The following is a 12,927-nucleotide window of genomic DNA, read 5'->3' as shown; positions in this document are numbered from 1 at the left end:
CTGTTCGGAATTTATCTTGGCTCACCTCCCTTTTCAGGGGAGGTGAAAGCTGTCGGATTTACTGCAGGATTTCGAACAGGCCGGCAGCGCCCTGACCGCCACCGATGCACATGGTGACGACGCCGTACTTCGCCTTGCGGCGGCGGCCTTCGATCAGGACGTGGCCGGCAAGACGTGCGCCGGTCATGCCGTACGGATGGCCGACCGCAACCGAACCGCCGCTGACATTGAGCTTCTCGGGGTCGATGCCGAGCTTGTCGCGGCAATAGATCACCTGCACGGCAAAGGCCTCGTTCAGTTCCCAGATGTCGATGTCATCAATCTTGAGGCCATGACGCTGGAGCAGACGCGGAATCGCGAACACCGGACCGATGCCCATTTCATCGGGCTCGCAGCCGGCGGCGACGAAGCCGCGGAAGATGCCGAGCGGCTTGAGGCCACGCTTGGCGGCTTCCTTGTCGCTCATGATCACGGTGGCGCTGGCGCCGTCCGACAGCTGGCTGGCGTTGCCCGCGGTGATGGAGCCGCCTTCGCGCACCGGCTTCAGGCTTGCGAGGCCTTCCGCGGTGGTGTCGGGACGCGGACCTTCATCCTGCGACAGGGTGATGTCCTTGTAGGAGACTTCCTTGGTGTTCTTGTCGACGACAGCCATCTTGGTGGTGATCGGCGCGATTTCGTCCTTGAAACGGCCGCCCTGCTGCGCGGCGGCGGTGCGGCGCTGGCTCTCCAGCGAGTATTCGTCCTGCTTCTCGCGCGAAATGCCGTAGCGCTTGGAGACGACTTCGGCGGTGTCGAGCATCGCCATGTAGACGTCGCCCTTGATCGCCTTCAGCGCGGGATCGACCGCATGGAACATGTTCATATGCTCGTTCTGCACGAGGCTGATCGACTCGCCGCCGCCGCCGACCGCGACCTGAACGCCGTCAAAGATCACCGAGCGCGCGGCGAGCGCGATGGCCTGCAGGCCCGAGGCGCACTGGCGGTCGATGGTGGTGCCGCCGACCGTCACCGGGAGACCCGCGCGCAGCGCGGCCTTGCGGGCAATGTTGCCAGCGGTGGCGCCCTGCTGCATGGCGGCGCCCATCACCACGTCCTCGATCTCCGCAGGATCGACACCGGCGCGCTTGACCGCCTGTTCGATGGCGTGGCCGAGCAGCGTCGCGCCTTCGGTGTTATTGAGCGCGCCGCGATAGGCCTTGCCGATCGGCGTGCGGGCGGTAGAAACGATAACGGCTTCGGTCATGAACGACCTCCTGTTGCAAGTTTTGGTTGTTGAGATTGGTTGCGTTGCTGGTTGCGTAATTCGTGGCGAGAGAGTTTTCCGACGCTGGTGCGCGGCAGTTCCTTCATGAACTCGACCGCGACCGGCAATTCGTGCTTGCCGAGCTTGCCGGCGAGGAACGCGCGCAGTTCCTCGATGGTGAACGGCTCGGCGCCCGCGCGCAGCGTCACGAACGCCTTGGACGCTTCGCCGCGATAATCGTCGGGAATGCCGATCACGATGACTTCCTGAACCGACGGGTGGGTGTAGATCGCCTGCTCGATCATCTGCGGATAGACGTTGAAGCCGCCGGAGATGATCATGTCCTTCTTGCGGTCGACCAGATAGAAATAGCCGTCGCTATCCATATAGCCAATGTCGCCCGTCAGGAAGCGGTCGCCGACTAAGGCCTCGGCGGTTTCCGCCTCGCGATTCCAGTAGCCCCTGGTGACATTCGGGCCGCGGATGCGGATTTCACCGGTTTCGCCGACCGGCATCACTTTTTTCGGATCGTCGAGCGAGACCACATCCATCTCGATGCCGGGCAGCATGAGGCCGATCGAACCGGGCTTCTCCGGGCCGTCCGGCGGATGGCCGGTGCCGGGTGAACAGGTCTCGGTCATGCCCCACCCGCTTTTCAGCGCGAGCTTGGTCTTGCGTTCAAACACCTTCGCCACTTCCACCGGCAACGGGGCGCCGCCCGAGCCGGCAAACGCCAGCGACGACAGGTCGCGCTTGTCGAGATCGGGCAGGCTGGCGATGGCGATCCACATGGTCGGCACGCCGGGGAACGCAGTGGCGCGTTTCACTTCGATGTCGCGCATCACGGCCTCAAGATCGAACCGCTGGTGCAGCGAGATCAGGTCGCCGTTCTTCAGCGTGCGCAGCAGGACGACGGTCAGCGCATAGATATGAAACAGCGGCAGCACGAGGATGACGCGCTCGGTGGTGTTGCGCTCGGCCTTCTGCTTCGCGCCCCACACGTCATAGATCGAGACCGCCGAGGTCAGATTGCCGTGGGTGAGCATCGCGCCCTTGGGCAAGCCGGTGGTGCCGCCGGTATATTGCAGCAGCGCGATGTCGTCGGCGCTGACCTCAGGCCACTTTGCGGGCGGCTGCGCGCCTTTGACGAAATCCTTGAACGTAACGATCGCCGGATTCGCCGGGATCGCAGCCCGCGGATTGCCGACATCGCCCCAGGTCTCGTCCTCGCAGACGATCAGCCTGTCGAGCAGTCCCTTCTCGAAGAATTTCAGCGCGGTGGGCAGCAGCGTCGCCAGGTTGCTGGTGACGAGGATGCGCGCGCCGGAATCCTTCAGCTTGTGGGTGAGCGCGATCTCGCCGTCGAGCGGTGAGAGATGCACCACGCGCGCACCGGCTTTCAGCGCGCCGAAGAAATTCACCGGATGATCCGGCGAGTTTCCCAGAAACAGTGCAATCGACGATCCCCTGCCATAACCGGCGCGGAGAAAGGCCGATGCGGCGACCTCCACCATTCCTTGCAGCTCAGTGAAGGAAATGGGCCGGTCGCGGAATTCGATCGCCGTGCGCGAACCGAAATCCGCGGCCGCCTTCGACAACAAATCCGGCAGCGTGCCGCGTGGGATCGGTGAATCCCAGCGCACGCCCTCCGGATAGTACTGTTCGCCGGGATGGGTCATGGACAGCGCATCCTGATTAACGAGACACTCTCAGCGCATCTGTTCCCTCCCCCCTTGCGGGGGAGGGTCAGGGAGGGGGGTGAGCTGCAGACATTGAAATCGCGATACCCCCACCCCCGACCCCTCCCCGCAAGGGGGAGGGGTGCAGAGGGAGGTTGCAGCTCGCTCGGTGATAACATCACGCGCCTTTGGCGAGGGACGCGAATGTCTTGCCTTCGTCTGCCAGACGCTTGAGCAGAGGTGTCGGCTCGAGCGACGGATCGTTGGTCTGCTTGGCGTAGAACGACAGGCGCTCCGCGATCGTCTTCAGACCGACCTGGTCGGCGTAGAACATCGGGCCGCCGCGATAGATCGGCCAGCCGTAGCCGTAGAGCCAGACCACATCGATGTCGCTCGGACGCGCCGCGATCTTCTCTTCAAGGATGCGCGCACCCTCGTTGATCATCGGATACATCAGGCGCTCGAGGATTTCCTGATCGTCGATCTGGCGGCGCTTGAGGCCGAGCTTGGCGGTGGTTTCCTCGATCAGCTTTTCGATTTCCGGATCCGGCAGCGGCGAGCGCGAGCCGGCTTCGTACTTGTAGTAGCCCTTGCCGGTCTTCTGACCGAAGCGTCCGGCTTCGCAGATCGCGTCGGCGATTTCCGACTTGATGCCGCGGTCCTGGCGCGAGCGCCAGCCGATATCGAGACCGGCGAGATCGCCCATCGCGAACGGGCCCATCGGCATGCCGAACTTGGTGAGCACGGCGTCGACCTGCTGCGGCAGCGCGCCTTCAAACAGGAACTTCTCGGCCTGCTTGCCGCGGGCGGCGAGCATGCGGTTACCGACGAAGCCGTCGCAGACGCCAACCACCACCGGCACCTTGGCGATGCGCTTGGCGACAGCCACCGCGGTCATCAGCGCGTCAGGCGCGGTCTTTTCGCCGCGCACGATCTCGCACAGCTTCATCACGTTCGCCGGCGAGAAGAAGTGCATGCCCAGCACGTCCTGCGGACGCTTGGTCATGGCGGCGATCTGGTTGATGTCGAGATACGAGGTGTTGGTGGCAAGAACAGCGCCTGGCTTGGCGAACTGGTCGAGCTTGCCGAACACGTCCTTCTTGATCGCCATGGTCTCGAACACGGCCTCGATGATGAGGTCAGCATCCTTGACGTTTTCGATGCCGACCACGCCCTTGATCAGGCCCATGCGCTTGGCCGGTGCGTCGGCAGGAATGCCGCCGCGTGCAGCGGTGGCTTCATAGTTTTTTTGCATGACACCGAGGCCGCGCTTGAGCTGCTCGTCGCCGGTCTCGATCAGGGTGACCGGAATGCCGGCATTGGCGAACGACATCGCGATACCGCCGCCCATGGTGCCGGCGCCGATGATGGCGACCTGCTTCACGTCACGCGGCTTGGTGCCTTCTGGCACACCAGATACCTTGGCCGCTTCACGCTCCGCGAAGAATGCATAGCGCTGCGCCTTCGACTGATCGCCGTTCATCAGCTTCATGAACAGGTCGCGCTCAGACTTGAGCGCCTGATCGAACGGCTGGTCGAGCGAGTGGCTGACAGCCTCGGCGGCGGCGAGCGGAGCTTCCAGACCGCGGTTGCGCTTATTTGCCGCAGCAGCCGCGTTGGTGAAGATCGACTTGTCCGCCTTGGCGGCAGCGAGCTTGGAATCGTCATCGCGCAGCTTGCGCAGCGGACGCTTCTCGGCGAGCACCTTGCGCGCGAAAGCTTCACCGCCGACTGCGGGCTCGCCCTCGACGACCTCGTCGATCAGGCCGTTCTTGAGCGCATCGGCCGCACCGATCGGATCGCCGCCGACAATCATCTTCACGGCAAGCTCGGGACCGACTGCGCGCGGCAGGCGCTGGGTGCCGCCGGCGCCCGGCAGCAGGCCGAGCTTCACTTCGGGAAGGCCGAGCTTTGCGTCCTTGGTGGCGACGCGGAAATGCGCGCCGAGCGCGAGTTCGAGGCCGCCACCAAGCGCGGTGCCGTGAATCGCGGCAACCACCGGCTTGGAGGAATTCTCGATCACCTCGATCACTTCATGAAGGCTGGGCGACTGCGGCGGCTTGCCGAACTCGGTGATGTCGGCGCCTGCGATAAAGGTGCGGCCGGCGCATGCAATGACAATCGCTTTGACCGATGCATCGGCTTCGGCGCTCTTCACGCCGTCGGCGATGCCCTTGCGCACCGCGGCGCTGAGCGCATTCACGGGAGGGCTGTTGACGATGACAATTGCAACCGCGTCGCGACGCTCAACCTTGACCACTTCGCTCACACAACTCTCCTTGCAGCGCTGTTTTTTGAATATTTCGCAGTGCGGAATTAAATTCCACATCTTGACACGGAGGGATATTTTGAAGCACGTCCTTTGTCAACGAAGACCACATATGCGGTTTGACGAATGAAACGCCCGCCGAAGAAATCTGCGACGGATCGCAGTTTTGTTATCGCGTTGTCGCGAGGGCTCGATGTGTTGCGCGCATTCCGTCCAAGCGATGGTCTTCTGGGAAACCAGGAAATCGCAGCGCGCACGAATTTGCCGAAGCCGACGATTTCGCGGCTCACCTACACGCTGACGAAACTCGGTTATCTCACGCCCGTTCCACGTTTCGAAAAGTACCAGCTTGCACCTGCCGCGATGGCGCTCGGATATTCCGCGCTCGCCAACATGGGCGTACGCCATGTGTCCGATCCGTATCGCGATCAGTTGATGCGCGAGACCGGAGGCGCGGTCGCCATCGGCGCGCGCGATCGTCTCAGCATGATCTACTTCGGACAGAGCCGCAGTGAGTTGACTGTCGGCGTGCTGCTCGATGTCGGCTCCAAGGTCCCGATTGCAACGACGGCGATGGGCCGCGCCTATCTGTGGGCGCTGCCGGAGGATGAGCGCGCCAACCTGATGCGCGAGATCAAGGAACACGCCGGCGCCAACTGGCCGAAGGTCCGCGAAGGCATCGAGCGCGCCGGCGAATGCGTTGCGAAGCACGGCTTCGCCATGTCCGCCGGTGAATGGCACAGCGACATCCATGCGGTCGGCGTTGCGCTGAAGCTGAACGATGGAACCGGTCCCTACGCCTTCAACTGCGGCGCGCCGGCCTTCAAATTCAGCGAAGTTCTATTAAAGAACGATATTGGCCCTCGCCTGGTTGCGATGGTAAGAAATATCGAGATCGCGATGACCGGCAGTGTCGGACGCGGTCCGCAAACCAAAGAAAATACGAGCATCAAAAAAATCAAAACAGCAGGGGGAAAAGTAACACGTGTTGCTGAGGGAATCCGCTAGCCGCCACCGTCGCGGTGGTATGCCAGATAACCTGGGCCTGGCGACACCGTACCGGCCCTGAAACTGGAATCCTTTCAAGTTCGAAAAAAGAACTTTGTTGGATTCTGTCCGGCGACAGTGCTAAGGGAAAACTCGAAATCGCGCCCGCCCACGGCGTTGCGCGCGGATCGCAAAACAAAGAAACTGCCGACACCAAGAAAATGAAACCGCCAGGAGGAAAAGTTGCACGTATTGAGGGGATCGGATAACCGCGCGCGTTGCGGTTACATGCAGGCGGGAACTTCCCGGCCTTGCGTGGACATCAACACATGATGCAGGCACAGGTTGCGCAGGGGAATGCCCCCTTGCTCGCGGTTCGCGACGTCTCTGTCGTGTTCGGCGGCATCATCGCGTTGAACGGTGTTTCGTTCGACATGAAGAAGGGCCAGATTCTCGGCCTGATCGGTCCGAACGGCGCCGGTAAAACGACGCTCTTCAATTGTCTCAGCAGGCTTTATCAGCCGAGCAAGGGCGAGATCCTGATGGAAGGCCAGAGCATTCTGGTCCACCAGCCGCAGAAGATCGCCGAGGTCGGCATCGGCCGCACGTTCCAGAACGTCGCGCTGTTTCCGCGCCTGACCGTGCGCGACAACATCCGCATCGGCGGACATTGCCGCACCAAGAGCGATTTCATCAGCGATGCGGTGAAACTGCCGTGGGTTCGCGAGGAAGAGCGCAAGCTCAACGCGAAGGTCCATGAAATCCTCGATTATCTCGACCTGCACGACGTCGCCGACCGCGAAGTCTCGGGTCTTCCGTTCGGCACGCAAAAGCGGGTCGAGCTTGGCCGCGCACTCGCCGCCGAGCCGAAGATCCTGCTGCTCGACGAGCCCGCGGGCGGCCTCAATCACGAGGAAGTCTACGTTCTCGGCGACCTGATCTGCCGTATCCGCGACCAGCGCAACATCACGGTTCTGCTCGTCGAACATCACATGGGATTGGTGATGAAGATCGCCGATCACGTCGTCGCACTGAATTTCGGCAAGAAGCTCGCTGAAGGCACCCCGTCTCAGGTGCAGTCCGACCCCGACGTCATCAAGGCCTATCTGGGGAGCAAGGACCAATGAGCACGATGCTGACAATCAGGGACCTGCGCGCCTATTACGGCCAGGTTCAGGCGCTGCACGGACTGGAATTCTCCCTCAACGAGGGCAGTGTCACCACACTCCTCGGCGCCAACGGCGCCGGCAAGACCACGACACTGCGGGCGATCTGCAACATGATCCGCTCCACCGGCAACATCGAGTTCGACGGCAAGTCGCTCGCCGGCGTGTCCACCGAGAACGTGGTGCGGCTCGGCATCGCCCATGTGCCGCAGGGCCGCGGCACCTTCACCAACATGACGGTCGAGGAAAACCTTCAGCTCGGCGCCATCTCGCGCAGCGGCAAGAAGGAGATCGAGAACGACATCGAGCAGATGTACGGATTCTTCCCCGTGCTCAAGCAGCGCCACACCCAGCAGGCGGGAACGCTGTCGGGCGGCGAACAGCAGATGCTCGCGGTCGCCCGCGCGCTGATGCTGCGTCCCCGGCTGATGCTGCTCGACGAGCCCTCGTTCGGTCTGGCGCCGCTCATCGTCCGCGACCTGTTCGGAATCCTCGGCCGCATCAACCGCGAGCACAAGGTGACGATCCTGGTGGTCGAACAGAACGCCCAGCTCGCGCTCGAACTGGCGGAACAGGCCTATGTGATCGAAACCGGACGCATCGTGATGTCGGGAAGCGCGAAGGAAATCGCGAACAACGAAGACATCCGCAAATCCTATCTCGGATACTGAGGACCAAGCCATGGAACTGTTTACCAACCAAGTCCTGGCTGGCATTGCCACAGGCGCGATCTACGCCTGCATGGCGCTGGCCGTGGTCATGATCTATCAGGCCATCGACCACCTGAACTTCGCCCAGGGCGAAATGGCGATGTTTTCCACCTTCATCGCCTGGCAGTTGATGCAGTGGGGCCTGTCGTTCTGGCCGGCCTTCCTGCTGACGCTGGTGATCTCGTTCATCGGCGGCATCGTCATCGAACGCGCGCTGTTCAAGCCGCTGACCAATGCGCCGGTGCTGGTGCATGTCGCCGGCTTCATCGCACTGTTCGCGATCCTCAACAGCGTCGCGGGCCTGACCTGGGACTTCACGATCAAGCAGTTCCCCTCGCCGTTCGGTTCGTCCGGCTTCCTGGGCAGCCAGCTGATCTCGACCCACCAGGCCGGCATGATCGGCGTCACGCTGGTCCTGCTTCTGCTGCTGTTCTTCTTCTTCCGCTTCACGCGCATCGGCCTTGCCATGCGGGCAGCAGCGTCGCTGCCTGAATCGGCACGTCTTGTCGGCATCAACACGAGCTGGATGATCGCGCTCGGCTGGGGCATGGCCTCCGCCATCGGCGCCATCGCCGGTCTGCTGATCGCGCCGGTGGTGTTCCTCGAACCCAACATGATGGGCGGCATCCTGCTGTACGGCTTCGCAGCCGCGGTGCTCGGCGGCCTCACCTCGCCGTTCGGCGCGGTGGTCGGCGGCTTCCTGGTCGGTGTCTTCGAGAATCTCGTCGGCACCTACATTCCGGGTGTCGGCAACGAACTGAAACTTCCGATCGCGCTGGCACTGATCATCGTCGTGCTTGTCATCAAACCGTCCGGTCTGTTCGGCCGCGCCATCGTTCAGCGAGTTTAATCATGAGCACCGTTCAGGACTCCGTTTCGCAAGCTCCAGCGGTCGCCGCGCCATCGAAGAAGTCGATGACGGTCGGCACCACCACGACCCTCGTGATGCTCGCGCTGCTGATCATCACGCCGCTGTTCGTGAAGAACTTCATCATCTTCCAGATGACGATGGTGCTGATCTACGCCATCGCCATCCTGGCCCTCAATCTGCTCACCGGCGGCAGCGGGCAGTTCTCGCTCGGCCAGAGCGCGTTCTACGCGGTCGGCGCCTATACCGCCGGCATTCTGATGGAGCATCTCGGCGTCAACTATGTGCTGACGATTCCCGCCGCGGGCCTCGTCTGCTTCATCTTCGGGTTCCTGTTCGGATTCCCGGCGTTGCGGCTCTCGGGCGTCTATCTCGCGCTCGCGACCTTCGCACTCGCTGTGGCCATGCCGCAGATCCTCAAGCTGAACGTATTCGAGCACTGGACCGGCGGCGTGCAGGGCCTCGTCATCACCAAGCCGGACGCCCCGTTCGGCCTCAAGATGTCGCAGGACATGTGGCTGTACTACTTCACGCTGTTCGTCTCGGGAATCATCTACCTCCTGGCCGTCAACCTGCTGCGAAGCCGGTCCGGACGCGCGCTGATGGCGATCCGCGACAATCCGATTGCCGCCTCGGCGATGGGCGTCGACCTGCCGCTGTACAAGACCCTGGCATTCGGCGTCTCCGCTGCGTTCACCGGCATCGCCGGAGCGCTCGGCGCCATCGTGGTGCAGTTCGTGGCTCCCGACAGCTTCACCATCCAGCTCGCAATCGCGATCTTCGTCGGCATGGTGGTCGGCGGCGTCGGCTGGCTGCCGGGATCGCTGGTCGGTTCCGCCTTCATCGTGTTCGTGCCCAACGTCGCGGAACACATCTCGAAGGGCCTGTCCGGCGCGGTGTTCGGCGTCTTCCTGTTCGCCGTCATCTTCCTGCTGCCCCACGGCGCCCGGCAGGTCGCCTACTACATCGAGGCTTTGTTCCGCAAAAAGAGCAAATCCTAAGGGTAGCCATAAGTTTGATTTAACGACGTTAAATCAGGCTTGTCGGCATCTGATTGTTTGCGCATGGTGCTTCCGGAAATCGGTTTCCGGACCAGGTGACAGGGGTCTGATTCAGTTCATCTGAATCAGACCCCTCATTTTAGCCTCTCGGGGTATAATGTCTTTCCGGAGCCGATTTCCGCTAGGCGGAATACCGCATCTCAGGGAGAGACTACGATGTTATCCAAACTCAAGCTCAACGTAGCGGCAGTGTCGGCCGTCGCCGCGCTCGCGATGACGAGCGGCCATGCGCTCGCGCAAAAAAAATACGACACCGGCGCGACCGATACTGAAATCAAGATCGGCAACATCATGCCCTACAGCGGCCCCGCGTCCGCGTATGGCGTCATCGGGAAGATGGAAGAAGCCTACTTCAAGATGATCAACGATCAGGGCGGCATCAATGGCCGCAAGATCACCTTCATCACCTATGACGACGGCTACAGCCCTCCGAAGGCGGTTGAGCAGGCGCGCAAGCTGGTCGAGAGCGACGAAGTCCTGCTCATCTTCGGACCGCTCGGCACGCCGTCGAATTCCGCGATCCAGAAGTACCTGAACGCCAAGAAGGTGCCGCAGCTGTTCGTGGCCACCGGCGCCACCAAGTTCGGCGAGCCGAAGGAATTCCCCTGGACCATGGGCTGGCAGCCGGCCTACCAGAGCGAAAGCCGCGTTTACGCCAAGCATCTGCTCGCGACCAAGCCGGACGCCAAGATCGCAATCCTCTACCAGAACGACGACTTCGGTAAGGACATGCTGAAGGGCCTGAAGGACGGTCTCGGCGCCAAGGCGTCGCAGATCATCGCCGAGGACAGCTATGAGGTGTCCGAGCCGACCATCGACTCGCACATCATCAAGCTGAAGGCCTCCGGCGCCGACGTGTTCGTCAGCTTCACCACGCCGAAGTTCGCCGCACAGGCGATCAAGAAGGTCGCCGAACTCGGCTGGAAGCCGATGTACATCCAGAGCAACGTCGGTGCATCGGTCGGCAGCGTGCTCAAGCCGGCCGGCTTCGAGAACGCGCAGGGCATCCTCTCGGCGGCCTACGCCAAGGACGGCGCGGACCCGCAGTGGGACAACGATGAAGGCATGAAGAAGTTTTACGCCTTCCTCGCCAAGTATGCCCCCGACATGAACAAGGCCGACGGCTCGGTCGTCTATGGCTACGGCCAGGCGCAGACGCTGGTTCAGGTGCTCAAGCAGGCCGGTGACAACCTGACCCGCGAGAACATCATGAAGCAGGCAGCAAACCTGAAGGACTTCGTCCCCGACACACTGCTGCCGGGCGTGAAGATCAACACCAGCCCCACCGACTTCTACCCGATCGACCAGCTGCAGATCATGCAGTTCAAGGGCGAGAAGTACGAGCTGCAGGGACCGATCATCACCGGCGGAATGGGCGGAAGTTAACCTTTCGCGCTGCGAAACAGACTGCCGCAAAAACGAGCCCTCCGCGACCCCGTCGCGGAGGGCTTTTCGTTGTGCGGGGCCTGCAAAGGGTATTGAATATTGCTGAGCCGCAAAGAGCTCAAAAATCAAAAACAGAACGAAGACACAAACACGATTCCAAGGAGGAACGTAATGTCAGCTATCTATTCGCGAATAGCGATCGCTTCGGCCGCCGTGGCCCTGCTCGCCGCGACAAGCACCGGCGCACTTGCCCAAAAGAAATACGATCCCGGCGCATCCGATACCGAAATCAAGATCGGCAATATCATGCCCTACAGCGGACCGGCCTCCGCCTACGGCGTCATCGGCAAGACCGAACAGGCCTACTTCAACAAGATCAATGCCGAGGGCGGCATCAACGGCCGCAAGATCAACTTCATCTCGTACGACGATGCCTACTCGCCGCCGAAGGCTGTCGAACAGGCGCGCAAGCTGGTCGAAAGCGATGAAGTCCTGCTGATCTTCAATTCGCTCGGCACGCCGTCGAATTCGGCGATCCAGAAATACATGAACTCAAAAAAGGTGCCGCAACTGTTCGTCGCCACCGGCGCGACCAAGTGGAACGACCCGAAGGAGTTTCCCTGGACCATGGGCTGGCAGCCCAGCTACCAGAGCGAAGGCCGCATCTACGCGAAGTACATGATGAAGGAAAAGCCAAACGGCAAGATCGGCATCCTCTATCAGAACGACGACTACGGGAAGGACTACCTCAAGGGCATCAAGGACGGTCTCGGCGCCAAGGCGGCTACGATGATCGTCGCCGAGGAACCCTATGAGACCAGCGTTCCGACCGTCGACTCGCAGATCGTCGCGCTCAAGTCGAAGGGTGTCGATATCTTCATCAGCATCACCACGCCGAAGTTCGCCGCCCAGTCGATCAAGAAGGTCGCCGAACTGCAGTGGAAGCCGATGTTCATCCTGAATAATGTCGGCGCCTCGACCGGCACCGTCATGAAACCCGCGGGCTTCGAGAACTCGCAGGGAATCATCTCAGCGGCTTACGCCAAGGATGCGACCGACCCGCAATGGAAGGACGATCCGGGGATCAAAAACTTCGATGCCTTCCTCGCCAAGTACTTCCCCGATGGCAACCGCGCCGACGGATCGGTGATGGTCGGTTACGATGTGGCGCAGACCCTGGTTCATGTTCTCAAGGCGTGCGGCGACAACCTCACCCGCGAAAACGTCATGAAGCAGGCGGCGAGCATCAAGAACCTGCAAATCGACGGCTTGTTGCCGGGCATCAAGATCAATACCAGCGCGACCAACTTCGCACCGATCAGCCAACTGCAACTGCAGAAGTTCGAGGGCGATCGATGGGTGCTGTTCGGCGATGTGATGAGCGGTGAGGTCGGCGGCTAGGACCTTCGCACTGCAAAAGGCAGATCTTAGTTGTTAATGCTCTGCCTCATATTCCGCCTGATGAAACATTGAGCCCTCTGCGACGCTATCGCAGGGGGCTTTTCGTTGAACGAACCGGCGAAACGGTATTGAATGACAGCGAGCCGCCAAGAGCTCT

General features: G+C 61.6%; 10 protein-coding genes. 7 read left to right on the top strand and 3 right to left on the bottom strand.

The features are described 5' to 3' along the window. Positions 1 to 58 precede the first annotated feature (58 nt). The 3 genes from AC1RM7_RS20485 to AC1RM7_RS20475 all read right to left on the bottom strand — a co-directional run bounded on the left by AC1RM7_RS20485 (position 59) and on the right by AC1RM7_RS20475 (position 5,191). Positions 59 to 1,243 (bottom strand): acetyl-CoA C-acyltransferase, encoded by a 1,185-nt coding sequence (locus tag AC1RM7_RS20485; RefSeq protein WP_006022763.1) that lies wholly within the window; start codon positions 1,241 to 1,243, stop codon positions 59 to 61. Further along, positions 1,240 to 2,922 carry a dicarboxylate--CoA ligase PimA gene (gene pimA / locus AC1RM7_RS20480; RefSeq protein ID WP_492837426.1) on the bottom strand — a complete coding sequence of 561 codons (1,683 nt, stop codon included), beginning with the start codon at positions 2,920 to 2,922 and terminating at the stop codon, positions 1,240 to 1,242. Before pimA ends, AC1RM7_RS20485 begins: the two co-directional genes overlap by 4 nt. Before the next feature lie 178 nt (positions 2,923 to 3,100). After that, positions 3,101 to 5,191, bottom strand: coding sequence for a 3-hydroxyacyl-CoA dehydrogenase NAD-binding domain-containing protein (locus AC1RM7_RS20475; protein ID WP_024919625.1), 2,091 nt, complete (start codon positions 5,189 to 5,191; stop codon positions 3,101 to 3,103). Between the two features lie 126 nt (positions 5,192 to 5,317). On the opposite strand from AC1RM7_RS20475, the gene AC1RM7_RS20470 reads away from it, so the two are divergent. From AC1RM7_RS20470 to AC1RM7_RS20440, 7 genes are all read left to right on the top strand, one after another. Further along, complete coding sequence (locus tag AC1RM7_RS20470) at positions 5,318 to 6,199, top strand: IclR family transcriptional regulator (RefSeq protein WP_041712982.1); 882 nt, start codon at positions 5,318 to 5,320, stop codon at positions 6,197 to 6,199. A gap of 308 nt (positions 6,200 to 6,507) precedes the next feature. After that, positions 6,508 to 7,305, top strand: a complete 798-nt coding sequence (locus tag AC1RM7_RS20465) for an ABC transporter ATP-binding protein (protein ID WP_006022767.1) — start codon at positions 6,508 to 6,510, stop codon at positions 7,303 to 7,305. Beyond that, positions 7,302 to 8,015 carry an ABC transporter ATP-binding protein gene (locus AC1RM7_RS20460; protein WP_024919628.1) on the top strand — a complete coding sequence of 238 codons (714 nt, stop codon included), beginning with the start codon at positions 7,302 to 7,304 and terminating at the stop codon, positions 8,013 to 8,015. The genes AC1RM7_RS20465 and AC1RM7_RS20460 overlap by 4 nt, the downstream gene beginning before the upstream one ends. A 10-nt stretch (positions 8,016 to 8,025) precedes the next feature. Beyond that, positions 8,026 to 8,904: a branched-chain amino acid ABC transporter permease gene (locus tag AC1RM7_RS20455; RefSeq protein WP_006022769.1), complete on the top strand. Its 879-nt coding sequence runs from the start codon at positions 8,026 to 8,028 to the stop codon at positions 8,902 to 8,904. Between the two features lie 2 nt (positions 8,905 to 8,906). Then, positions 8,907 to 9,923 (top strand): branched-chain amino acid ABC transporter permease, encoded by a 1,017-nt coding sequence (locus AC1RM7_RS20450; RefSeq protein ID WP_006022770.1) that lies wholly within the window; start codon positions 8,907 to 8,909, stop codon positions 9,921 to 9,923. A gap of 216 nt (positions 9,924 to 10,139) precedes the next feature. Then, positions 10,140 to 11,369, top strand: a complete 1,230-nt coding sequence (locus AC1RM7_RS20445) for an ABC transporter substrate-binding protein (RefSeq protein WP_006022771.1) — start codon at positions 10,140 to 10,142, stop codon at positions 11,367 to 11,369. Between the two features lie 171 nt (positions 11,370 to 11,540). Continuing rightward, on the top strand, positions 11,541 to 12,770 hold the full coding sequence (locus tag AC1RM7_RS20440) for an ABC transporter substrate-binding protein (RefSeq protein ID WP_006022772.1): 1,230 nt from the start codon (positions 11,541 to 11,543) through the stop codon (positions 12,768 to 12,770). Positions 12,771 to 12,927 lie beyond the last annotated feature (157 nt).

The sequence above is a fragment of the Afipia sp. GW822-FHT03D08 genome (genome assembly GCF_058801645.1).
The sequence above is the reverse complement of the archived record's forward strand: the minus strand, read 5'-3'. Positions and strand labels throughout refer to the sequence as shown.